The 23,926-nt window shown below is 53.3% G+C and carries 19 protein-coding genes; 11 read left to right on the top strand and 8 right to left on the bottom strand.

Going from position 1 to position 23,926, the window contains the following annotated elements; translation table 11 throughout:
• Positions 1–318: 318 nt before the first annotated feature.
• Positions 319–2,040, bottom strand: a complete 1,722-nt coding sequence (locus tag HG66A1_RS19945) for an NADPH-dependent assimilatory sulfite reductase hemoprotein subunit (RefSeq protein ID WP_145187974.1) — start codon at positions 2,038–2,040, stop codon at positions 319–321.
• Positions 2,041–2,365: 325 nt separating this feature from the next.
• Between HG66A1_RS19945 and HG66A1_RS19940 the strand changes: the two genes are divergently transcribed.
• A complete protein-coding gene (locus HG66A1_RS19940; RefSeq protein ID WP_145187971.1) occupies positions 2,366–2,857 on the top strand; it encodes a phosphatidylglycerophosphatase A in 492 nt (163 codons plus the stop codon).
• A gap of 67 nt (positions 2,858–2,924) precedes the next feature.
• Complete coding sequence (folD, locus tag HG66A1_RS19935) at positions 2,925–3,803, top strand: bifunctional methylenetetrahydrofolate dehydrogenase/methenyltetrahydrofolate cyclohydrolase FolD (RefSeq protein ID WP_145187968.1); 879 nt, start codon at positions 2,925–2,927, stop codon at positions 3,801–3,803.
• Positions 3,804–3,890: 87 nt separating this feature from the next.
• Here folD and HG66A1_RS19930 read toward each other — a convergent pair whose 3' ends face one another.
• Positions 3,891–4,154, bottom strand: coding sequence for a hypothetical protein (locus tag HG66A1_RS19930; RefSeq protein WP_145187965.1), 264 nt, complete (start codon positions 4,152–4,154; stop codon positions 3,891–3,893).
• Positions 4,155–4,826: 672 nt separating this feature from the next.
• Here HG66A1_RS19930 and HG66A1_RS19920 point away from each other — a divergent pair.
• The gene (locus HG66A1_RS19920) at positions 4,827–6,746 is read left to right on the top strand and encodes a hypothetical protein (RefSeq protein ID WP_197996699.1); all 1,920 of its coding nucleotides are present in this window, start codon (positions 4,827–4,829) and stop codon (positions 6,744–6,746) included.
• A 57-nt stretch (positions 6,747–6,803) separates the two neighbouring features.
• On the opposite strand, the gene HG66A1_RS19915 is transcribed toward HG66A1_RS19920, so the two are convergent.
• On the bottom strand, positions 6,804–8,066 hold the full coding sequence (locus tag HG66A1_RS19915) for a dipeptidase (protein WP_145187959.1): 1,263 nt from the start codon (positions 8,064–8,066) through the stop codon (positions 6,804–6,806).
• 267 nt (positions 8,067–8,333) lie between these two features.
• Between HG66A1_RS19915 and HG66A1_RS19910 the strand changes: the two genes are divergently transcribed.
• A complete protein-coding gene (locus tag HG66A1_RS19910; RefSeq protein ID WP_187782167.1) occupies positions 8,334–8,576 on the top strand; it encodes a putative signal transducing protein in 243 nt (80 codons plus the stop codon).
• Positions 8,577–8,583: 7 nt separating this feature from the next.
• On the opposite strand, the gene HG66A1_RS19905 is transcribed toward HG66A1_RS19910, so the two are convergent.
• Both HG66A1_RS19905 and HG66A1_RS19900 read right to left on the bottom strand, forming a co-directional pair.
• Positions 8,584–9,153, bottom strand: coding sequence for a class I SAM-dependent methyltransferase (locus HG66A1_RS19905; RefSeq protein WP_145187956.1), 570 nt, complete (start codon positions 9,151–9,153; stop codon positions 8,584–8,586).
• A complete protein-coding gene (locus tag HG66A1_RS19900; protein ID WP_145187954.1) occupies positions 9,150–10,223 on the bottom strand; it encodes an NAD(P)/FAD-dependent oxidoreductase in 1,074 nt (357 codons plus the stop codon). The genes HG66A1_RS19905 and HG66A1_RS19900 overlap by 4 nt, the downstream gene beginning before the upstream one ends.
• Positions 10,224–10,788: 565 nt before the next feature.
• On the opposite strand from HG66A1_RS19900, the gene HG66A1_RS19895 reads away from it, so the two are divergent.
• The 3 genes from HG66A1_RS19895 (at position 10,789) to HG66A1_RS19885 (ending at position 13,495) form a co-directional block, all read left to right on the top strand.
• The gene (locus HG66A1_RS19895) at positions 10,789–11,802 is read left to right on the top strand and encodes a DUF1559 domain-containing protein (RefSeq protein WP_145187951.1); all 1,014 of its coding nucleotides are present in this window, start codon (positions 10,789–10,791) and stop codon (positions 11,800–11,802) included.
• Between the two features lie 99 nt (positions 11,803–11,901).
• On the top strand, positions 11,902–12,354 hold the full coding sequence (locus tag HG66A1_RS19890) for a hypothetical protein (RefSeq protein WP_145187948.1): 453 nt from the start codon (positions 11,902–11,904) through the stop codon (positions 12,352–12,354).
• Between the two features lie 211 nt (positions 12,355–12,565).
• A complete protein-coding gene (locus HG66A1_RS19885) occupies positions 12,566–13,495 on the top strand; it encodes a hypothetical protein (RefSeq protein ID WP_145187945.1) in 930 nt (309 codons plus the stop codon).
• A 14-nt stretch (positions 13,496–13,509) separates the two neighbouring features.
• On the opposite strand, the gene HG66A1_RS19880 is transcribed toward HG66A1_RS19885, so the two are convergent.
• Complete coding sequence (locus HG66A1_RS19880) at positions 13,510–14,760, bottom strand: PQQ-binding-like beta-propeller repeat protein (RefSeq protein WP_145187942.1); 1,251 nt, start codon at positions 14,758–14,760, stop codon at positions 13,510–13,512.
• A gap of 454 nt (positions 14,761–15,214) precedes the next feature.
• Between HG66A1_RS19880 and HG66A1_RS19875 the strand changes: the two genes are divergently transcribed.
• The 3 genes from HG66A1_RS19875 (at position 15,215) to HG66A1_RS19865 (ending at position 19,912) form a co-directional block, all read left to right on the top strand.
• Positions 15,215–15,991 (top strand): ABC transporter ATP-binding protein, encoded by a 777-nt coding sequence (locus HG66A1_RS19875; RefSeq protein ID WP_145187939.1) that lies wholly within the window; start codon positions 15,215–15,217, stop codon positions 15,989–15,991.
• On the top strand, positions 15,991–18,222 hold the full coding sequence (locus tag HG66A1_RS19870) for an ABC transporter permease subunit/CPBP intramembrane protease (protein WP_197996698.1): 2,232 nt from the start codon (positions 15,991–15,993) through the stop codon (positions 18,220–18,222). The genes HG66A1_RS19875 and HG66A1_RS19870 overlap by 1 nt, the downstream gene beginning before the upstream one ends.
• Before the next feature lie 136 nt (positions 18,223–18,358).
• Positions 18,359–19,912 (top strand): sulfatase family protein, encoded by a 1,554-nt coding sequence (locus tag HG66A1_RS19865; protein ID WP_145187933.1) that lies wholly within the window; start codon positions 18,359–18,361, stop codon positions 19,910–19,912.
• Between the two features lie 20 nt (positions 19,913–19,932).
• On the opposite strand, the gene dinB is transcribed toward HG66A1_RS19865, so the two are convergent.
• A complete protein-coding gene (dinB, locus tag HG66A1_RS19860; protein ID WP_145187930.1) occupies positions 19,933–21,126 on the bottom strand; it encodes a DNA polymerase IV in 1,194 nt (397 codons plus the stop codon).
• A gap of 277 nt (positions 21,127–21,403) precedes the next feature.
• Here dinB and HG66A1_RS19855 point away from each other — a divergent pair, with 277 nt between their 5' ends.
• Positions 21,404–22,777 carry a Gfo/Idh/MocA family oxidoreductase gene (locus HG66A1_RS19855; RefSeq protein WP_145187927.1) on the top strand — a complete coding sequence of 458 codons (1,374 nt, stop codon included), beginning with the start codon at positions 21,404–21,406 and terminating at the stop codon, positions 22,775–22,777.
• Positions 22,778–22,875: 98 nt separating this feature from the next.
• Here HG66A1_RS19855 and HG66A1_RS19850 read toward each other — a convergent pair whose 3' ends face one another.
• Positions 22,876–23,715 carry an MBL fold metallo-hydrolase gene (locus HG66A1_RS19850; protein WP_145187925.1) on the bottom strand — a complete coding sequence of 280 codons (840 nt, stop codon included), beginning with the start codon at positions 23,713–23,715 and terminating at the stop codon, positions 22,876–22,878.
• Between the last annotated feature and the right edge of the window lie 211 nt (positions 23,716–23,926).

Below are 23,926 nucleotides of genomic sequence, written 5' to 3'. Positions count from 1 at the left end.
CCAGTGGGGAAAATAAAAAACCCTGAGGCCGATCTGGTCTCAGGGTTTCACTGTATTTTGATTTACAATCGTACAAAGAACCTAAGACCTGGCTGGTAGCAGCAGGCTTCGTAGCAGGTTCAGGTTTAGGAGATTGTAATTTCGCATTGGTCGTTAATACTCGTAATTTCCGGTTCTCAGCAGCCTTAGAGGCTGTCTGTTGCAGATAATCTACCCGCGCGATCAGACAGGGTCAACCCGTTACGGATTGATTTTGTCAAAATGAAAGACAGCCTGCCTGCCGGAAGGTTCATATTCAAACAGACAATTCCGGCAGAATTATTTGGCTGCCAGGCCCGCTTTTTCCTGCAGGGTTTCTTTACCCATCCGATGGCAGAAATCACCAAAGGCTTCGCCGGGCTGACGTTCTTCCTTGAAGAATTCCAGCACGGGTGACAGGCGGCTGGTGACTTCTTCCAGTGGAACGAGGTCATCATAAATGAAGGCCAGCCGGTTCCCCAGCGAGTTTCCACCCAGGAAAACCGTATACTTGCCGACGGCTTTACCGACCAGTCCGATATCCGGAACATAAGGACGGGCACAGCCATTCGGGCAGCCGGTCATGTTGACCGAAATCCGCTCATCCTGCAGGCCGAGGCGCGCCAGCTCTTCTTCGAATTCGGTAATCAGATCGGGCAGGACCCGTTCGGATTCTGTAATCGAAAGGCCACACATAGGCAGTGCCGGGCAGGCCATTGAGAAGCGACGGATGAGGGTCAGTTCCTCAGCCCGCTTCATGCCGTGATCGGCCAGGATCTGCTCGATTCCCTGCTTGTCAGCGGGGTCAATATCACAGAAGATGACACTCTGCTTGGCAGTGATCCGGGCATCCAGTTTGTAGGTTTCGAGGATCTTCCGCAGGCCGGATTTAATCCGCAGGTCGCCATCGTCTTTGATACGACCGTTTTCGATGTTCACGCCGAGGAACAGCTTGCCATCCCCCTGCTCATGCCAGCCCATGTGATCGTCAATGCCGGTCACTTCCACGTCGCGTGGAGCGGCTATTTCAGAACCGAAGTACTCAGCAACCTTTTCGCGGAATTTCTCAATTCCCAGATCGTCCACCAGATACTTCATACGGGCCCGTTTCCGGTCTTCCCGGTTTCCGAAGTCACGCTGGACTTTCACGACCGCTTCGGCGACCGCCAGAACCTGATCGTTGGGCACAAAGCCGAGCAGCTTGCCCAGCGCGGGATAGGTGTCTTTCTTACTGGGAGTGACTCCCATTCCGCCGCCAACGTAGAAGTTGTAGCCGACGATTTCGTCACTTTCGACAATTCCCAGCAGGCCGATATCCTGGGTGAAGATGTCAACGCAGTTATCTTCCGGCAGAGCGATGCCGATCTTGAACTTACGGGGCAGGTAGGTCTTGCCGTAAATCGGCTCTTCTACCGGCTGGAATTCCGCTTCGTTGGTTTTGTTGCCATCTTCGTCGGTAATCCACAGATCGAAGTAGGCCGTTGTTTTGGGACGCAGATGTTCGGCGATGGCATACGCCATGTTCTGCATCGCGTCGAAGACCTGGTTGTTCTTGTAAGGAGCCGGGCAGGCCATCACGTTACGGTTCACGTCCCCACAGGCGGCCAGGGTCGTCAGTTTGGTCTCGTTGATCCCCTTGATGGCGGCCCGCAGGTTGCCTTTGATCACGCCGTGCAGCTGGAAGCCCTGACGTGTGGTCAGACGCACGGTTCCGTCGCCGTATTTGTCACACAGGTCCAGCTCGGCCAGGAACTGATCTGAGGTGACTTTACCACCCGGCACGCGGGTTCGGATCATGCAGCTGTATGACTTGCCTTTGGGAGTCCCGTCCGGATTTTTGGCTTTTCTCAGGTCACGATCGTCCTGCTGGTAGGTACCGTGATGCTTCAGGAGTTGCAGCGAATCGCCGGAAAACTGGTCGCTTTCGTTAAGCAGTTCTTCAGCAATGGTTCCGCGCAGCTGATGGCTGCCTTCTTTGAGAGATTCGAGCTTGGAAAGCTTGGGGCCTTCGGGGGATGTCATATTGATCAATCCTGATTGATGTAATCGAGGAGCCATCCCGAATCGTTCTTCACGAGAAGCGACTCAAAATGGCAGGGTAGGTTTCGTTGAGTCTTACTGGAAATTTTCGGCTGTCAGGGTACGATCAATATAGGAAATGACGGGCTGCCTTCGAGTTACGAAATGCACCCGCTTTGGAATCAACGCATTGGTTTGTGTTGACTGTCTATATGTACCCCGGGAAAATCACTCCTGTTTAAAGTATAAACGCTTTAGATTATCTTGAATAGTGACATTTTTCCGATTACGCAACACAGAGAATCGGCTGCCTGGTCAATTACCATAAATGAGAAATTTCAAAAACGTTACGATTTTGCTCCTCGCACGGGGACTGGGTACAGGGCTCGCTCCCAAAGCTCCCGGAACATTCGGAAGTCTGCTGGGACCGGTTCTGGTTCTGGGACTGTTCTGGCTGCAATTGTCATTACCCGTCTATCTGGTGGTCTCTCTGCTGATTTTCCTGCTCGGCGTCTATCTCTGTGAGCAGGGTTCACGACTCCTGGGAAAGGATGATCCGGGAGAGATCGTCATTGATGAGATCGGGGCCTTCACAATCGTCATGCTGCCCGTCTTTCACCGACCGTTATCTGCTGACTTTCTCTGGGTTTCCCTGTTTGCCTTTCTCTGGTTCCGTCTGTTTGACATCTGGAAGCCCTGGCCGGTTCGATATTTTGACCGCATCCACGGAGGCTGGGGAATCATGATGGACGACTATGTCGCAGCCATCTACGCCGCGATTTGCCTTTACGTCACATTAATTCTTTTGGGGTGGTTTTAGATTATCAGACGATTCGTTATGTTGTGAGCGGATGGAAATTAACCCTCTTGAACAAGGAATTGACAGGGTGTCAGCAGAAATTATTGACGGCAAAGCACTGGCGGCGACATTTCGAGAACAGATCGCACAGGAAGTCGCAGAGCTGAAATCAGCAACGCAGGTCGTCCCGCACCTCACAGCGGTACTGGTAGGCGATGATCCGGCCAGCGCCGTGTATGTCCGTAATAAACAGCGGGCCTGTGAAAAAGCCGGTATCGAAAGCACCTTGAAACGGCTGCATGCCGAAACCACCGAAGCAGAATTGCTGACCCTGGTTAAAGAGCTCAATGCTGATCCCGGAGTACACGGCATCCTGGTGCAGCTGCCGTTGCCGAAGCACATCAATGAGACAGCCATTCTGGATGTGGTCGATCCGCTCAAGGATGTGGACGCCTTTCACCCCGAAAATGTGGGGCTGATCGTGCAGGGGCGTCCCCGTTATCTGCCCTGTACGCCTTACGGCATTCAGCAGATGATCCTCTCGACGAAGATGGAGACCGCAGGCAAACATGCGGTCATTCTGGGGCGGAGTGAAATCGTCGGGAAGCCGATGGCGATGCTGTTGATTCAGCGGGGCATGGGCGCCGATGCCACGGTGACGATCTGTCACAGCCGCACACAGAATCTGAAAGAGATCGTGAAGTCGGCAGATATTATCATTGCCGCCATCGGTCAGCCTGAATTCGTAACCGCCGACATGGTCAAGCCGGGGGCGATTGTCATTGATGTGGGCATTAACCGCGTGGATGATAAACTGGTAGGCGATGTGGAATTTGAAGGTGTCAAAGAGGTCGCGTCTGCGATTACCCCGGTTCCAGGGGGCGTCGGACCGATGACCATTGCCATGCTGCTGAAAAATACGCTGACCGCAGCCCGCATTCTGAGTGGCAACGCATCTGCAAAGTAAACTGAGTTCAACAACCAAAACAAAAAGCTCTCCTGACAGATCAGGAGAGCTTTTTTTGTGTCGTCATCATGCATGACATGCCAGAGCTTAGGGTTTCTTTTCTTCTGGCTTGGCTTCTGGTTTAGCTTCTTCTGGCTTAGCAGCAGCTTCCTCTGGTTTAGCGGCAGCTTCTTCTGGCTTAGCGGCTTCCCCTTCTGGTGCAGCAGCTTCCCCTTCAGGAGCAGCAGGAGTTTCAGCAGGTGTTTCTGCGGGAGCAGGAGTTTCGCTGGGAGCTGGTGTTTCAGTTTTGCCACAACCAACAAAGAACAGGGTCAGGGCCAGCATGGTGAAAAGTGTCGACAGTGATTTCATCTCAGTTCTCCAAATTCTCGATTCAATAACAGATCCGCAGGGATGAGAGGCCTGCAGACCGGGGCCAGTTCCATGATAGGAAAGAAACCCGGTAATGTGTCTCGTGCGTCAGACAGGGCCCAATCGGTCCCTGCTGTCTGTAAGAGGCCCGTTGCTTCCCGTTTATTCCAAAGAAATGATGAATTTTTTAAAAACGTGAATATTTGCTTCTGGAACAGCCCTGGAACGCATGAAATTAAGAGCGATTCCGGACCCATGCACTCTGGTTGATGCCTGACGATAGATCTGTTACAGACAGGCAGTTATTGACTTTTAGAACCCCGATTCCTATTGTGACAGATATACGGGCCATTGAGATTCGGCAGCATTCCAGCAGGATGCGAAGTCGCTGAGTCAGTTGAAAACAGTAATTTGTGCTGTCTGCGCTGCTATTAAAATTTATCTCTGCTTCCTACCCCACCTGAACACCAGAGATAATTACCATAGACGGTTACAGTCTAAGTACGTCTGTCTGGATACTGACGGCGAGATATCTGCCTGATCAGTTTTTTCTCTCTCTTATGCTTAACGGGCTCGGATGTCAGGTAGGAAACCTGTCCGCTTTTTCGCATAGAAGTACTATCAGGACGATGCATGGGGGCTCTCACCTTCGTGGTCGGTCAGGTGAACTCAATGAAAAAGATATCAATCACGTTCTTAGTGTTGCTGACGATGTTATGCGTCAGCGAAGTCGATAGTTTCGCCCAACGGGGTGGTCGCGGCGGCGGAGGCGGCGGCAGTCGAAGTGGCGGAGGCGGTGGCGGACACCGGGGGGGATTCTCCGGAGGGGGAAGCCAGCGCGGCAGCATGTCCCGCGGTAGTAGTTCGCGAGGGAGCATTTCCCGAGGGAGTATTTCCCGGGGCAGCATCTCTCGGGGGAGTAGCCAGCGTAGCGGATCGTCCCGCTCAATGTCTCCCGGGCGTTCATTCTCACGTCCGAACTCAAGTTCCTTTCGCGGTTCAGGCAGCAGTCGACAGAGTGCTCCTTCGCGATCGTTCAATCAGTCATTCGGCAGTTCTTCGGGACGCTCCAGTCATACCACGATGCGTCCCGGACATTCCGGTTCCTCTGCTTCCGGCAGATCGCAGAATTCTCCCCGTAATTCCATTTCGCGGGGACAGCGTAGTGTGACCGGTAATCCGGGGCTGCATTCCGGCAGTCGTAACCGATCCGGTTCTTCCGCTTCCAACCGTTCCCGCTCGTCAGTTCAGGATTTCGGATCCCGCCGGGGAAGCAACATCAGCGGATTAAGCTCGGGGGGAAGTCGTCACGGCAGAACCGATCAATATTACCGGGGAGCCACCGGTTATCGTCCCGGGGGAATTCAGTCTGGCTTTGGCAGTCAGCATCGACACAGTAATCCTGGTTTAAGCTCCGGAGGACATCATCATGCTGGACGTGGCGGTACCGGATTAAGATCAGGCCGAAACTACAATCGTGGCCGAGGTCATACCGGCTATGCCAGCAGATCCTATCATTATAATCCCGGTTACTGGTCCGGTTACCGGACAGGCTACGGATTCGGAATCGGCTATGGATACGGTTCCGGCTATAGTCGTTATCGCCGCGGTTACGGATACTATCCTTACTACCATTATCGCAGATACGGTTACCGTCCCTGGATCTGGGCTACTTACGGTGGTCTGGCTTCCTGGTGCGGTTACAATAATCTGACACCCGTCGTCTATAACTATTCCATCAATGACGGCTACATCTACAATGATGGGACGCCCATTGCACCTGTTAACGATTACGCATCCCAGGCCAATCAGATTGCCGAAAGCGTGACTCCTCCTGAAGAGTCAGCAGAGTGGATGCCGGTCGGGTTATTCGCGATCGTTCCTCAGGGAACCCAGGATGTGAATGTCACAGTCCAGCTGGCGGTCGGTAAGAATGGTGCGATCGCCGGGACTTACTTCAATAAAGAAGGTAATATCACTCTGCCTCTGCAGGGGGCGATTGATAAAACCAAACAACGTGCGGTCTGGAAGGTGGGGGAAGAAGAAGCCGTCACCATGGAGACCGGCCTGGACAGTCTGACCAAAGATAAATCGACGGTCATCCTGTTTTTCAGTGATGGAGTTTCTGAAGTCTGGGATATGGTTCGCATCGAGCAGGATGTCGCTCATCTGGCACAGCAGGAGCTTCAAAGTGACGAACTGAAGTATCAGTTGCTGGGAGCACACCAGTCACTGACCGATGTCGTGGATGCTGCCTGGAAAGACTACCTGGCACTTCCTGAAGGACTGGAATCCAGTTCCACCCCTCCCGATCCGGCTGAACTGGAAGCAGTGATTGCCAACTATCAGCAGGTTCAGGTCGATTCACAATATCACATGATTACGAATCGTCAGGAGTTTCAGAATACCTATCGTCTGCTGCAGGATTATCTCAAAGAGGTTCAGCAGCAGCAGAGTCTGGAAAAACAGGTCAAGCAGGCGGCACCTAAGGAGCAGCCCGCCCAGGTGAAGCTGCCGGCACCACCCCCGGCTGAAGAGCCGGAGCTGGTAGCACCGCGTCCTGTCATGCCGAAGCTGCCGGACTCAAAATAGGGTTTTGGTATAAACTGATTCTTCTGCGGGTGACAGAGGACAACGGGAAGCTGACTGTCAGTCTTTTGTCTGCTGTTGCAGACGATGGGCGACCTGCTCGGCTTCCCGCATGACCCGCAGGAGGTTCAGTCCCATGATCTGTTTGATCTGCTGATCGGTATAACCCCGGTCGAGCAGAGCCTGAGTGATCAGGGGATAGGTTGAGACATCTTCCAGTTGACTGGGAAGCGTCGAGACGCCGTCAAAGTCCGAACCAATGCCCACATGTTCCACTCCGGCGACTTTAGCAATGTGGTCAATATGATCGACCACATCATGAATAGTGCCGGGCTGCATTTTGTGGCTGCTCTTCCAGCGATTGTATTCCCGATTGAACTCTGTTTCATCGGGATATTTCTTTTTCAGCTCCCGACGGACATGGAACATTTCTGTCATCTGGCGGGCTGATTCCGGTACGACGAATCCGGAGAAATAATTCACCATCACCACGCCTCCGTTCTCTTTGACTTTCACCAGGATCTCATCGGGTACATTCCGCACATGATCCGCAACGGCCCGGGCTGAAGAATGCGAGGCGATGATGGGCGCCTGGCTGACCCGCAGCACATCCTCCATGGTTGCCTGCGAGACGTGGGAAATATCGACCAGCATCCCCAGTTCGTTCATGGTGCGAACAACCTCCTCACCGAACGGGGAAAGGCCGTCATGTTTGGCTGTATCGGTTGCAGAGTCAGCCCAGTCTAGTGTGTCGGAGTGCGTGAGTGTCATGTAACGGACTCCCAGACCGTAGAAGACCCGCAGCAATGAAAGTGAGTTTTCAATGGAGTGCCCCCCTTCGACACCGATCATGGAGGCGATCTTCCCCGATTTGTGTATCCGTTCGATATCATCAGCCGTGGATGCCATTTCGAATACGTCAGGATAACGCTTGATCATCCGGTGAATCAGGTCGATCTGTTCCAGGGTGTAATGAGCGGCCCTGCGTTCCTGGCTGGTCTCAGCAGGAACATAAGCAGACCAGAACTGGGCTCCCACATTTCCCTCACGCAACCGGGGAATATCGGTATGGAACTTCGGTTGTGGTTGGGCGATGTCAGCCTGTTTAAAGGAAGAGGCCGCTTTTTCCCGCATCGTCCAGGGAAGGTCGTTGTGACCATCGACCACCAGACATTGCCGATGCAACTCACGGGCCCGGTCCGTCAGGACCACAGGTTTCTTTGCAGAGGGCTCCGCTTGAGTCGAGCAGGGAATCAGGCCGCCTGTGATCAGCAGGGGAGTCAGGAGATGCAGGCAAAGACTTCGGAGTGACAGGCGGTTCATGGGGAGAGATCCCTTGTTAGATGGCGATGATAATCAGAGCACCCTTACAGAATAGCAGGCGGTGACCCTGAGATTCAATTCCATTCACCCTGCTGATGAATTCCAGCCGACCATCGGCGATCTGAAGCGTATCCTGTGTATTTAATATTGATGTTAACACTGAATCAGGTTAGCCTTACAGGGTACGAGACCATTATTTGACTGACTGTGAAGCGCTCCATGATGAGTTCACTCTTCAGGGACGGTTTGTCTAAGGAACACAATACCATGAGTGATAGTCTGGAAACTGTCTATTCAACGACGAATGTGATGGAAGCGGAATTCATCAAGATGACGCTGGAAGGGGAAGGCATTCGCTGTCTGCTCGAGAATGAAAATCAGGCTGCGATGACCGGTATTTTTGAGATTAAGGTCGATGTGGTCTCCTCGAACGTGGATCGGGCCCGTCAGATCATTGACGAAATCCGTGAGTCTTCGCAATCGCACGAGGATTCCTCTGAAGAGGAATAATTCTGTCTCAGGATTCCTGCCTGGTGACAATCAACAGACGCGGTGCGGTGGGCGCAGACGAACGCGCCAGGATCGTTTCCGTTTTGAATTCGCTGGCAGGTAGCTGGTTCATCCATTCTACAATGGCACCGGTTTCTGCTTCCCCGCCAGGATGTCCCGGATACGCGAGGATCGTCAGAATTCCTCCGGGACGCAGGTAATCGATCGCCGCGTCCAGCGCTTTTACTGTAGTCGCCTCCTGCGTAATCAGGCTGTGATCACCCCCGGGCAGGTAGCCCAGGTTAAACATGATCGCCCCCGTTGCGCCCTGGTGTTCAGCCGGAACGATCTCTGCCAGTAGACTGTGATCACAGCAGATCAGCTCACAATGAAAGCAGTCCGCCTCCGCGAGTTGTGCGGCTGTCTGCTCCAGTGCCGACTCTTGAATGTCGATTGCATACACGTGCCCCGTGGGACCAACGGTCTGACAGAGAAAACAGGTGTCGTGCCCGTTCCCCGCAGTGGCGTCGATGGCGGTTTCACCGGCGCGGAGAATATCAGAGATGCGTGCGTGTGCCTGGTCGGTTAAACGTGTCATGATTTTGGTTTGAGCTTACGGCTGAGGTCCAGTTGTTTTTCCAGAGTCGCTTTGTCTTCCAGTACATCGGCAAAATGGGCTGCCATCCAGGGGGTTTGCAGACTCCCTTTCGAGGCAAAACCGTTGAAGAATCCGACGCACGGGTTTTCCGGATGCAGTCCCAAGACAGGCAGTCGTCCGTGAATGACCGGACGGACCGCGGCCCGATGCTCGACAACTTCAAACGGAACTTTCAGAAATTCGGTCAGACGCTGCATGATTTCTTTTCGGCCGGCAACCGTGGGTTCGCAGTCGAGGTGTTCCCGATCATAAGTTGAGCCGGCACGATACAGGTCGTCCTGCCAGTGCGCGAGCCAGACTCCCCGGTTGACCACGCGTCGCTCTGTCAGGCCTGGAATTTTCAAAGTCAGGATTTCTCCTTTGACGCCCTCAAAAGGCACTTTTTCAAACCAGGGATTGCGCCGCGCCTGGATCCCCTGGCAGAAAATGATTTTGTCGGCACTCACTCCCAGACGGTTGATCTGGAGCTGGTCTGCTTCCCATTCCAGATCCTGGCGAGGATCGATGTCTGCTTTCAAAAAACAGTTTTGTTTTTGAAACCACTCTCGTGAAGCTTCCAGGTAAGTGGGGACATCCAGTTTTCCTCCACTCTGCATTTCAAATCCCCCCTGTGACACATCGAATTCAGCTTCGTTCGCCAGGGGCTCGGGAATGGAAACCAGTTCCGGAAAATGTGTCTGGGATCGTTGCTGGTACTGTTCCTGCTCCTGTTCAGAAGCGAATAGTCTCAGCATCGGTTTCAGTTCGAGAAAACGGGAATCGGTGAGTGATTCAATCTCTCGATAGAAGCGGATTGCGCAAGGCAGGAATTCTTCCAGTCGCCAGGAGACCACCAGTCGCAGTCCCGTTATGGGCGTGATCAAACCGGCTGCAATTTTCGAGGACGTGATCTCTTCACCACGATCAATGATCAAGGTTTGATAGCCGCGTTGCTGCAGCGTCCAGCCGAGCGCTGTGCCTGCGAGCCCCTGGCCAACGATGATGAAGTCATAATGATTGAGTGGTGACATGAAGCGCGATTCGTTGGTGAGTTACTGTTAAAACAGTAAAGAGTTCGGAAGTAATGTCATTCATAATGTTATGCAGCGGGTATTTCTAACGATGCAGGAATTCTACAGGTCTCAGTCTCACATCTGTATCGCCACAACTGCGTAGGGCCTTGTCAATTTACCTTAGAAATCCTGTTTATTATTAAGGATTCTTACTTATTTCGAAATGTCGTAACATCGAAATATCTTGTTTGACAATTTTATAAAACTACGATTAAAATCGGATCGGAGAGTGTTGATTTATTTAATTTCCATTAATAATCCGTTTGGATTTTCGCATCTCCTCCCCGTTTTCAGGGGTTCCATTCATTTAAATTTCCGGTAACGGAATCTAACTCAATTCTAACTACGAGCGACATCAGTTTTGAACTGATGTTAACCGAGCGTACTGAGCAACGATTTATACTCTCATTCAATCAGATGTCCTTTCATTTCCATCTGAGAGAGAAACGATACTGCGTGTTGTGAGAGAGACTGATTTTATCATCTCAATAATCACTATTCTTATTCTTAAAGGAGAGTCAGTATGGAGTTGAAACGCTCAAAGAAGAGAGGCTTTACGTTGATTGAGTTGCTGGTGGTCATCGCGATCATCGCAATTTTGATCGCCTTGCTACTACCCGCTGTGCAGCAGGCACGCGAAGCAGCCCGTCGAAGTACCTGCAAGAACAACCTCAAGCAGATCGGGTTGGCACTGCACAACTATCATGAAACACACTCGATGTTTCCCAACGATGTCTGGACGAACGCTCCAGGCGGTTCCTCACCTGGAGCTCGTAACTACAGTTGGATTACTCTGATTTTACCATTCCTGGAACAGGCGCCCCTGTATAATCAGATTAACTTCTCTGCACCGCTGCTGGGCCAGACCGGAACGGCAGGACCAATTCAGGCGACTAAAGTTCCTGTCCTGCATTGTCCGTCGGACCAGGACCATGATCCCAGCGCCCGTGATGGTTTCGCAACCACCAACTATGCCGGATCCCAGGGATTTGACTGGTGGGATCGACCCAACCAGGTTCATACAGGCGTCTTCACGCTGAAATCAAAAGTCCGGATTCGTGACATCACCGATGGAACCACCACGACCATTGCCGTGGGTGAAGTTCCGCAAAATGGTTTTGCCAGTGGCGGACGAACCTGTGGTGCCGGCCGACTCCGCGACGGTGGTGGAGAAGCGGTCTACCGCATGGCATTTATTGCTTCGACACACATCGTGGTCATGAACGATCCCCGTAATCAGCTGTTGTTACCGGACGGTACTTCCACCGGTGAAGATGCCACATTCTTTAAAACTTCTCCTTATGCCTGGGGGCCAGTTTATATCGCCGCTCACTGTCTCAACTCAGAATGGCCAGGGCCGGGTTCTGTGCATCAGGGTGGTGCTCACTTCCTGATGGCCGATGGTTCCGTGCGATTCATCAGTGAAAACATCGATTACCACGGTGATCACAACCAGTCTCCTGGTGCACCCAGCCTCTGGATGTCGCTCAACACGATTGCCGGCGGTCGCTTCGATAGTATCGTTGGTGAGTTTTAATCAGCCATTTTCAGTTTCCTCTCCCGGAGATCCGGGAGAGGAAATCGTGCTGATGACCTGAAGTTCATTTGTCATTTTGGAATAGGAAACAAGCATACGATGATGCGCTCAGCGAACGTACTGTTGGCAACCCTGATGATCTGTCTGACAGGCTGTGGAGGCGGGGATGCAGCAGGGAGTAAACGGACAGTTCAGACCGTGCCGGCTGCGGGAACATTAACACTGGATGATCAACCGTTCGGACCGATTCACATTGATCTCTTACCACTCACGAGTGGAGAAAATGTGCGGACCGCCCGGGCGAATGTGAATGAAGACGGTACCTTTGTGCTGGGAACCTATGAAGAAGAAGATGGGGCTGCCCCCGGCAGTTACCGCGTGGTTCTCGGCAACATGGGAGAAAACCTGATGGATCCTCCACCTGCAGTACAGGATACTCAGGTAATGATTCCGGAAGGGGGCGGAGACTCAATCAAAATCATTTTGAAGTCTGCCAAAGGGGATGCCGCAGCTGACAGTCTGCTGAATCCCAATATCAAAAAAGCAAAGTAGCGATTTCCTTTCAATGGAATGGAAAACGGCAGTCCTGAAAACAGGGCTGCCGTTTTTTTATGCGCGAAATACAGCGGTATCCAACCGGGACAGTAATAATAGGCATTCTTAAATAATCGCCCGTTTAGCAAACTTTATATTTGATCACTGATTGTGTGTTCATACAATGAGTTCACGTTGAACTGAATCTGTCTCGAATAAGGAACTCGTCATGATGCGCCGGAGAATCACATTTCTCAGTAGTTTTGCAGCGGTTTTACTCTGTTGTGTCGTTGTGCAGATCGTTGCCGGGGAACAAGAGGAGGCGGCCAATGATTCCAAAATCGATACGATGCGGGAGTTGCTCAATGCCTGGTCGATTCGTACCAGGGAAGAACGCAGTGCGCCGCTGGCTTTCGTTCAGGAACCGGTCATGAAATATCATGATCCCAAATATAAAGTGACCAAAGGTGCGATCTGGCGTTTAGGAACAACGGGGCGTCCCTGGGCATATATCGCTGTGGAAATGGATCATCCGGAAGGAACTGCAGGACGCGCCACTTATGAATTCCTCTCGTTGACCGAAAAACCGTTTCGCATTGAAGGGCCCAGTGTGACCTGGCAACCCTGGGAGGTCGGGATCGAATTCAAACCGCTGCCCGATGCACCCGAACCGGCGGCGACCGCGGAAGAACGACTGGACCAGATGCAGCAGCTGGCAATTCGATTTTCAGCCGAGGAGATGCTGGGACGGGAGCAGATCTTTCTGAATCTGCATCCCACTCCTTTCGACCAGTATCAACCGACCGATGCAGAGAATTCGGATGCTGCGGCATTCTATTTTGAACGCGGGTTCAATCCCGAGGTCATCCTGATTCTGGAAACCGATGGCAAGACCTGGTCTTATGGTTGCGCACGGTTGTCTGCAGCAGCGACGACAGTTCAACTCGACAAGCAAGAAGTCTGGACCAGTCCCAAAATGAGCGTCCGTCCCAAAGAAGGGCAGGTCCGTTATCAATGGACGAACGCGTACACCGCCAACCGTTTCTATTTTCGAGTACCCCAGGAGATGCGCGGCTTTCGAGCCTTTGGTCAGCCGGTTCCGGCAAATCAACAGGTGCCACCACCTCAGAAAGCAGCCGAGCCCGCCAAGGCAGAATAGAGTCTGACCGGAGACTATTTGCCGATGCAGTAAAGCACGTCCTGACGTTTTCCCGAGGCACGTCCGGCCGCGCGATGAAAGATCTGACTGCCGCAGATTGCCGGCGAAGCAAAACCTTCGTCGCCGAGCTGGTTTTCTGCCAGCAGTTCAAATTTCTGAGGATTCGAACGGAAGACAAACGTAGTCCCCCGTTCGTTCGTCAAATACAGATTGCCGTTCGCGAGGACCAGTGAGGAAGAGACTTTCCCGCCCAGGCGATGCTTCCACATCTCTTTTCCGGTCTGTGCATCCCAGCAGTAGGCGATGCCGTTGTCATCGACCGCGTAGAGATATCCATTCGCAGCCAGCATCGATTGCTCATAGCATTTAACGCGGTTCGTCCAGGCGACCTTGTCCGAACCATCTGCTTTCACTGCAATAGTTCCCTTGGTTGGGAAACCACCACTGGCGAAGACGAGTTCCTGATCCCAGACCATGGTGCCACAGCTGACAATCCAGGGAGCAGGGACCGACCAGATTTCGCGACCAGTTCGCGGATCGAAACTCGCAACCCGCGAATTGCCGCTGTGCAGCAGCTGGTCCCGACCAGCGATGCGAGCAACAATGGGCGTCGAGAAATTGATTTTATCGGGGCGATCGAGACGCCAGACCTCTTTGCCCGTCTGTTGATCGAAGGCAGCCAGGTAACCGTTCTTCTCATATTCGGCTGCCACGATCACCGTATTCTCATACAAAATGGGAGAAGGACCATAGCCGAACTGATACGCCCTGGGCAGAAAGCCCCCCGCCCGGATCTGCCAGCGCTGTTTCCCGTCCAGATCGAGCGCCGTGAGCTGAATACTTTCATGATGCGGAAAGGCCGCGAAAACCAGTTCGCCATTGGAAGCGAGTGTGGGAGAAGCGTGTGTATTCTTCTGGTGAATTTTGGGAGCGAAGCCACCCCGGTTGACGTCGGTCTTCCAGAGTATTTTTCCCGAGTCCCGGGCGAGACAAACCACCGACTGAATTTCCTGTGACTCATCAGCGGTCGCGATCAGTACTCGATCGTTGACCACAATCGGCGAGGCATGGCCCCGTCCGGGGAGTGGGGTTTTCCAGTGAATGTTTTCCGTTTCCGACCATTTGACCGGTGGTGTTTGTCCGGCAGCAGCCACCCCGTTTCCCGTGGGCCCGCGCCACACGCGCCAGTCATCAGCGGCAAACAGGCTGGACGCAAACAGGCAGAACAGAAGTGTCAGCACGATCTGGCGGGGGAAGCATCTCATTACGGAAACGGCTTTCAAACGGGAATGGAATGATACGGATAATCTGAGCAGCTTGAAGTAAGTATTTCGGTTCTATTGTGTGTTTGATGGGAACGCTCTGCAAGCAGAGTCTGGCTTCAAAGTTTTGTTTACTAAAATACCCGGTGGTAGATATTCAAATATTCATAGAAGAGGATGCATTCCCGTCTTCCGTTCAGGAAACCTGTTTTCACAGGTGACAGATTCGCTTTTGGTTTGTTAAGATGAATCAGTTCCGAATCAGGTTATTTATGCGCCAGCATTTCTATTCGCACTTCCAGTGAATTCAACATGATTCAGGCAGGCCAGCTCTTCCAATCTGAAGTTTCAAGTGTTTCTGGTTCTAATGAATTCAAGCGATGATCCGCCTTTGAATTCTCATTGATACCTCTGGTGCGCTCCCGGGGTTCTTTTAGAATCAGGACTAAGGGCCGTTATGATCCGCGTTCAAAACCTCACACGTATTTTCGAAGCCGGAAAACAGGATGTTCTGGCCGTCGATCATATTTCGTTCGCAGTCGAAACAGGCGAAGTCTATGGTTTGCTGGGACCCAATGGTGCCGGTAAAACTACGACGCTCCGCATGATTCTCGGCCTGCTCAAACCGACCAGTGGCGATGCTGAAGTCGAAGGCTTTCGCGTCTCGACGCATCCCGACGAAATCAAACGGCGGGTCGGCCTCGTCTCAACCAGTGCCGGGCTGTACCAGTGGTTGACACCCCGCGAGATCCTCTCTTTTTTCGCCGACGTCTATGGCGTCTCCGCAGCGCAGGCGGAAGACCGCATCCAGCGACTGTCGGATTTGTTTCGGCTCTCTGAATTCCTCGATCGTCGTTCTGCCACTTTAAGTACCGGTCAGAAGCAACGCGTGAATCTGGCCCGTTCCCTGATCCACGATCCTCCTGTGATGCTGATGGATGAACCAACCCGCGGACTGGATGTGGTCGGCAGCAAGGTCATCTTCGATTACATCGATCATCTCCGCGATGAAGGCAAGGCCGTCATCGTCTGCACACACCGCCTGGATGAAGCCGAGCAGCTCTGCGATCGGTTCGGGCTCCTGTACCAGGGTAAGAAAAGCTATGAGGGCACACTGGAAGAGCTGCAGCAATGCACTTCGTGTCAGACATTAACCCAGATCTTCCTGCAACTGCTGGATGCGCCTGTGACAAAAACAGAAACAGTCGCCGCGGCACAGGGGGAACTGCTTTAATGGTGTCACCCTACGATCAGGACTCGGATCACCGGATCTACACTCCCACGACCGGTTTTCGCTTTTCGGGTCTCTTGAAGAAAGAACTGCGCGAAATTCTCCGCGACCGTCGCACTGTGATCACCCTGATCCTGATGCCCCTGCTGGTCTATCCGCTGCTCGGATTGCTGTTGCAGAAGTTCTTTTTGAGCCAGATGAGCCAGCTCGGCAAAGTGGAATACCGGATTATTCTCTCCAACGAATCAGAGGGGCAGCTGTTTCGCGCCCTGCTCACCAAGGGGAACCGTCTGCTGGCAACCAATCCCGGCATGTCGCCTGTCCAACAGAAATCAGCTGACGACGAGCAGCCCCTGGCCCGCTTTCAAAAGGTCGACCCGGTCATCAAGTTTCTGATCGCCGACAGTTCCGGTGAAAATCAAAACATTTCGAAACTGGTCCGCGATGGTCAGGTTGACGTGGGAGTACGCTATATTCCCATCGACACGGCGCAGGCAGATCAGACCCGCGAAAGACATAGTGGCCGTTTTCAGATTACCTACGGCGCACAGTCTCCCCACAGTCGACGGGCCGCGGAATATGTCGAGAAACGTCTGCAGGCCGTACGTTGGAATTACCGCGACCAGCTGCTGACAGAAATGGGAAAAAGCGACACCGTTCCGTTCATCGCGACGTTTGAACCGGTAAAGTCCGAGATGCGACAGGGGGCTTCCCTGGTGACGTTCGTCCCCATGATTCTGCTGCTGATGACGATGACCGGCGCCGTCTATCCCGCAATCGATCTGACAGCCGGCGAACGCGAACGCGGAACACTGGAAACCTTAATGGCCGCGCCGTTACCCCGCATGTGGATTCTGTGTTCCAAGTTTTTTGCCGTCCTGGCGGTGGCGACGCTGACTGCCATCGTGAATATGGTGGCGATGCTCGCGACCGCATACGCAAACGGTCTAGAGGGGATGCTGTTCGGCGAGGGGCTGACGCCAGTCGTCTTAATGCAGATTCTGTTACTTCTGTTGATCTTCGCCGCCTTCTTCTCTGCGGTCCTGCTCTGTATCACCAGCTTTGCCCGCAGCTTCAAAGAAGCACAGGCCTACCTGATTCCGCTGATGCTGATCTCGATGGCCCCCGGAGTCATCGGCCTGGTGCCCGACCTCAAAATGACGCTTTTCTGGGCGGTGATTCCCCTGGCGAATATCGTGCTGCTCAGTCGCGATTTTTTACTGCACCAGGCGCAGCCCTCCCTGTTTTTTGTTTCGGTCTTTTCCACGGTCTTCTACGGTGTGGTTGCCCTGAGTCTGGCCGCCCGGATTTTCGGAACCGATACGATTCTGTATCAGAGCGAAGCTTCCTGGAGCGATTTTTTCAAGCGTGCCACCAAAACCCATGCTGCTCCCGCGCTGAATAATGCGGTGCTCTGTCTGGCGGTCTTATTTCCGGTGTTCATCCTGTCGGCTGCATTTATCAGTCGGCTGCAGGAACTTTCCATGGCAATGCGGCTGCTGGCATCAGGCACGCTCACCTTCTGTCTGTTCCTGCTGATCCCGCTGTTGTTTGCCTGGCTGGGAGGTGTGAATCTGAAGTCCGGCTTTCGCTGGAATCGCCCCCGACCGCTGGCCTGCGTGGGCGCGGTCCTGCTGGGGGTCACGCTCTGGCCGATGGCTTACGAGATTGAGATCTTCGCCCTGACCGACTATCGCATTGAAGTTCTGACGAAACTATTTGATTCGATGAAGCTGGAACTGGAGCTGGTACCACTCTGGATCAAGTTGATCAGCCTCGCGGTACTCCCCGCGATCTGCGAAGAGCTCTTCTTCCGCGGTTACCTGTTGAGCGGGCTGTTGAACCGCTTTTCGAGTACCAAATCGATCTTCATTTCGGCGTTTTTGTTCGCACTGTTCCACGTCATCGTGCGTGATTCCCTGTTTATCGAGCGGTTTTTTCCCAGCTTCTTCATGGGCCTCTCACTGGGATATGTCAACATCCTCTCGCGGAGTGTGATTCCCGGGATCGTGCTGCACATGCTACACAACGGTTTGTTGATCACCTTCGCCAGCTATCAGCATTACTTCTCACAATGGGACATGAACCTGCAGGACCAGAAGCATCTGCCCCTTTTCTGGTTGATCGTTTCCCTCTGTTCCATCGTGGTTGGGTTCGCGCTGGTTCATTTCAGTAGCCGGAGCCAGAAGACAGACGAGTCACTGGTCGGCGTCACTCCCCCGACAGCTGGTTAACGCTTTTCTGCCAGTCCTGCTTTCACTGTCGTTTTAGAACCGGTAGGATAGATGATAGAAATACTGTCAGCTTCACAACGAGTTGCAGTTGGCAATCTCCTGCTTCATTGTCCTGGATCGTCTTGAGGAGTCTAACATGTTGCGCCCGCTTGTCTGTTGTCTCTTGTTGTGTCTGAGCCCCGGATTGCTTTCGGCGGCTGAACAGCAGCAACCGAACATTGTGGTCATCCTGGCCGATGATTTCGGGGTGGGTGATATCCAGGCACACTATCCGGAGAACAAAATTCCAACGCCGTATTTAGACCGCCTGGTAAAGCAGGGGATGAGCTTTACCGACGCCCACAGTGGTTCGGCGGTCTGTACTCCCACCCGCTATGGACTCCTCACGGGCCGCTATGCATGGCGGACACGCCTGCAGGAATGGGTCATCGCCGCTTACGAACCTCCACTGATCGCTGCCGACCGACTCACATTTCCCGGGTTTCTCAAGTCGCAGGGTTACACCACCGCCTGCATCGGAAAGTGGCATCTGGGCTGGAACTGGCCGGGACCGCAGCCCAGTCAGATGACGGAGAAACGTAACGGCCAGTGGCAACTGAACTGGGACTTTACCAAACCGATTTCAGGGGGACCGGTTGACCGGGGCTTCGATTATTTCTTCGGAGTCGATCTGCCGAATCTGCCTCCGTTTACCTTCATTGAAAACAGCCGGGTCTTTCCACAGCCCACGGCCAAATTTCAACCCGATCCCGCAGAGGGAATTGTCCTGCCCAAAGCGTTCACGGGCGCTCCGGCGGCACCCGACTGGAAAATGCAGGAAATTCTTCCCGAATTAACCCGACGGGCAGTCAAGTACATCGAACAGCAAGCGGCACAGCAGGAACCATTCTTTCTTTATTTTTCGATGACCTCTCCGCACGAGCCGGTGGTTCCCTCGCCCCCTTTCCGCGGAAAAAGCGGCATCGCCCCCGTGGCTGATTTTGTGATGGAAACCGACTGGTCTGCAGGTCAGGTCATTCAGGCCATTGACCAGGCGGGACTGGGCGAGAATACCGTGGTAATCTTCACTGCAGACAATGGCCATTCGCATTACACGGGCTGGAAGGATCTGATCAAAGCCGGTCATCTCCCCAGCGGTCCTTATCGCGGACATAAAGGCGATGTCTGGGAGGGGGGACACCGCGTTCCGCTGGTCGTCCGCTGGCCCGGAAAAGTACAGGCGGGCAGCAGCAGTGACCAACTGATCTGCCTGACGGATCTGCTGGCAACCAGTGCCGATCTGTTGGGAACAAAGTTACCCGCAACCGGCGCAGAAGACAGCCTCAGCTTTTTCCCCGCACTGCAGGGCAAAGCGTCAGACGGCTCACGCACGTCAGTGGTCAATCACTCGAACTTTGGTGAATTTGCCTTCCGGGATGGTCCCTGGAAACTGGTGTATAAACTGGGCGAACGCAATCTGGAAAAATCGCGCGGCAAGCCGACCATCGCAGAGCTCTACCACCTGCAGTCTGACATTGCGGAAGAGCAGGATCTGTCACAGAAACATCCGGAACGGGTCAGACAGATGACAGCCGACCTGCAGGCATTGATCGACCGTGGCAGTAGTCGCCCGGACCAGCAAAGTCAAAATGACGGACAAGTCGAATTCAAGACAACTCAAAAGTTGCGCTGGGCACCAGTCAAAGATTGAAGAAAAAACGGAATTCGAGCTCAGTCTGCTTCCGCTGATTCATCTCGCGCATCATTTATAATGCGATTGCCGCGTTTCAGCGAATCCATTCCGAAACGGTCGGCGATCTGATCTTTGATCTGGTCCAGTCGGGAGTGTTTCTGTTGATCCTCTTCGTCAAACAGACTGCGCTGCTGAACGGCGCTCTGATCGAAACCGGAAACGCCGACCCCGATCAGTCGGATTGACAACCGGCGGGCCGGCAGCCGGTGTTCCAGCATCTGCAGAGCGGCACCCTGGATATCGCGGGTGATGTCCGTCGGTTGCGCAATGGTCGATGCCCGCGTAAAGGTCGAGAAGTCATCATACCTGATTTTGAGCTGAATCGTTTTTCCGCGCAACTGGTTTTTACGGAGCCGACGAGCCACGTCTTCTACCAGTTCAATCAAAACGGACTTGAGGATTTCCAGATCGGTCACATCGCGGGAAAAAGTGGTTTCGCGCGAAATGGATTTGGCCTGGCGTTCCGGCACCACGGGTCGCTCATCGAGCCCCTGTGCCAGCTTCCAGAGATGCGCACCCTGTTCGCCGAACAGTTCCGTGAGTAATTTCGGTTCGAGGGCCCGTAATTGAGCGACGGTTTGAATTCCCAGTTGGTTAAAGCGGCGGGTGGCGACCTTCCCAATGCCCCAGATGCGCGAAATGGGCAGTGGATCGAGAAAATCATGAATGCGGTCAGGCGCGACAATCACCAGACCATCCGGTTTGTCCGCATCGCTGGCAATTTTCGCGAGGAATTTATTTGGCGCGACCCCGACGGAAGCGATCAGATGTAACGTTTCCTGAACTTCGCGCTTGATCGTGCGCGCTATTTCTGCACCCGTGCCGAAGAGCAGTTCGCTTCCCGTCACATCCAGGAATGCTTCATCCAGGGACAACGGCTCGACCAGGGGGGTAAAACGCTGGAAGATCTGCTGCAGTGTATGGGAGACGGCTGCGTAATCTTTCATCCGGACCGGAAAATAGTGTGCGTGGGGGCAGAGTGAGCGGGCGGTTTTCATCGGCATGGCACTGTGAACGCCGAATTTGCGCGCGGCATAGTTGGCAGCCGAAACGACACCCCGTGACTCGGCCCGACCGCCGACAATGATCGGCTGCCCTTTGAGTTCCGGGTGGTCCCGTTCTTCGATGGACGCGTAAAAGGCGTCCATATCCACGTGCAGAATGGTGCGCATGCTACCGTTTCAGGCAAGAAAATATGTTAGGGTCTTTTATAAAACCGGGATCGCCACGTTCGATCAGTAAAAGCGAGGTGACGGCACTTTTTGATACTTTCATTCTATCAGTAATCCCGGACAAGTCGTATGAAGAAAACAGACATAAAGCAGTCTTGATCTTTGCATTGCCGATTCCGAGTTCCTTATAATGGATCTATTGATCAATCATCCTGCACCTGCGTGATTCCATTCCTGAAATCGGCGCGCACCCTTCCATGTAGATAAGGAGTCTTCAGTGAGTAATTCCAAGCAGAATCGTCGCGACTTTTTGAAAACCTCAGCAGCCGCAGTCGCGGGAAGCAGCGTTCCCTTCTGGTTCAGTGTTGATCCTGCCAGCGCCTACAAATTCAAAGCGGCCAATGATCGCCCCGTTGTAGGCTGTATCGGTACCGGAAGCCGCTGGAACGCCGTTGGTCCGAATGCGATGAAGTACGGCGATGTGATTGCCGTCTGCGACGTGGATGCAGCACACGCTGGTAAAGCACACGACAAGGTCAAAGAAATTCAGGGAAAAAAAGGCAACAACAAAGAAGTCGCGGTCTTCGAAGACTACCAGAAAGTTCTGGAAAATCCCGAGATCGATATCGTGACGATCGTAACGACCGACCACTGGCACACCAAAATTGCCATTGAAGCAATGAAAGCCGGCAAGGACGTTTATTGTGAAAAGCCGCTGACTCTGACGATTGATGAAGGCAAGCAGATCATCAAAGTGCTCAAGGAAACAGGCCGGGTCTTCCAGGTCGGCACCCAGCAGCGGAGCGAAATGAATCAGCGGTTCCTGAATGCACTGGCAATCATCAAGGAAGGGCGCCTGGGTGACATCACCGAAGTGGAATGTGTGATTGGTGGCATCGACCCCAGCGGTTCCATTCCCGTGGCCGAGGTTCCCAAAACTCTGAACTGGGACAAATGGCTGGGCCAGGCACCCATGACCGATTACCGCTGGAAATCAGCCGACGGACGTCCTAAAACCCGTTGCCATTACGAATTCCGCTGGTGGTATGAGTATTCCGGCGGAAAAATGACCGACTGGGGCGCGCATCATGTGGATATCGCCCAGTGGGGGATCGGCATGGATCATTCCGGACCGACCCAGGTCGTGCCGATTTCCGCAGTGCATCCGGTTCCTCTCAAAGACGGTATGCCGACCAAGGATGATGAATACAATGTGGCTTCCAAGTTTGAAGTGCAGGCGACCTTCCCGAATGATGTGAAGATGACGATCAAAAGCGATGGCCGCAACGGAATTCTGTTTAGCGGAACCAAGGGGCGGATGTTTGTCAGCCGCGGCGATCTGACCGGAAAGCCGGTGGAAGACCTGAAAGACAATCCACTTTCCAGCGATACCATCAAGGAACTCTACAAAGGACGCCAGCCCGGCGACCATATGCGGAACTTCTATGAATGTGTCGATGCCCGTGAGCAGCCAATCTCAGATGTGATGACGCACCATCGCGCGATCACCACCTGTCACCTGGCCAATATTGCGATTCGCCTGAATCGATCTCTGAAATGGGATCCCCAGACGGAACAGATCATTGGTGATGATGAAGCCAACCAGTGGCAGAGCCGTGAGCAGCGGAAAGGCTACGAAATCAATGCATAATCGTTGACTACACAGAAAAAGCCTGGAGGGGCGATCCCTTCCAGGCTTTTTTTACAGATCTGCTGTCAGAGTCTCACAGTCAATTGAGGCCGGGTAAATTACAGCCAGAGATGGATGCGCTCGAGTAAATCCTCGGGAACCCGTTTTTTGACCGCGTTGAGCACCTGATTATCGTGGTAGCGCGTACTGAAATGCGCGAGAATCAGTAACTCGTTCTTAAAACGGTCGGCGCGTTCGATGATATCATCCAGGTGCATGTGCCCGAACTTATGAATTCGTTCCCGCCGATGTTCCGGACGGTGGAACGTCATCTCGGTGATCAGGACTTTTGATTCATAAGCGGTTTCGAAGTGGTCCAGTCCCGCGGGAGCGGTATCGCCCGTGTAGCAGACCAGGGGTACCCGGATTTCTTCACTGACTTCGACTCCCGCCATCCGCGCATCGCGAATTTCGGTTTCCGGTTTACCCATGAATTCCGGCTTGAGCTTTTTACGACAGTCCCAGACCTGGAATCCGATCGAAGGGACCGTGTGCTTGGTCTGAAATGCAGTGACTGCATGTTCGCGGGTCAGCTGAATGTCTTCGCCGTCTTTCATGCCGATGAGTTCACAGTCCATGCGGCCCCGGTCCAGTTTGTGCCAGCTGCGGAGCATTTTCCAGACGGGATCGACAACTTCTTCGGGCATATAGATCGTGGGCGGACTCATTTTCATCATCCGCCGCCGGGCCACGTATGCGGGGAGCGCTGCCATGTGATCCAGGTGCGCATGAGAAATGAAATACACCGACGTTCCCATAAACGACCAGGGGCTGGCCCCCAGGTCAAAGCCAAGTTTCAGCTCGGGAATCCTCCAGTAACTCTGTACTGCAGCGCGAGAATACCCCTCGATGGTGAGTCCTTTATATTTTACTGATTGGAGAGGTAGATTTTCGAGCATGAGCTTAGCTTATCGGAGACTGGGCAGAGCCGTTTTTCAGAACCGGACCGATTATTGTTACCGGTTCAGGTCGGAGTGATTAAAGATTCGGGCTGAATTGCCCGGGAATCAGGCTCAGGTTACTTCATTTTCAGCAGTATACCAAGAAATACACCGCCGGTTTTCGAGAACGATTCGAGAATCGGCGGTGTGAATATCATAATGTGTACTT

The organism is Gimesia chilikensis, from assembly GCF_007744075.1.
Classification (GTDB): Bacteria; Planctomycetota; Planctomycetia; order Planctomycetales; family Planctomycetaceae; genus Gimesia; species Gimesia chilikensis_A.
This window is presented reverse-complemented; position numbering and strand designations above follow the sequence as displayed.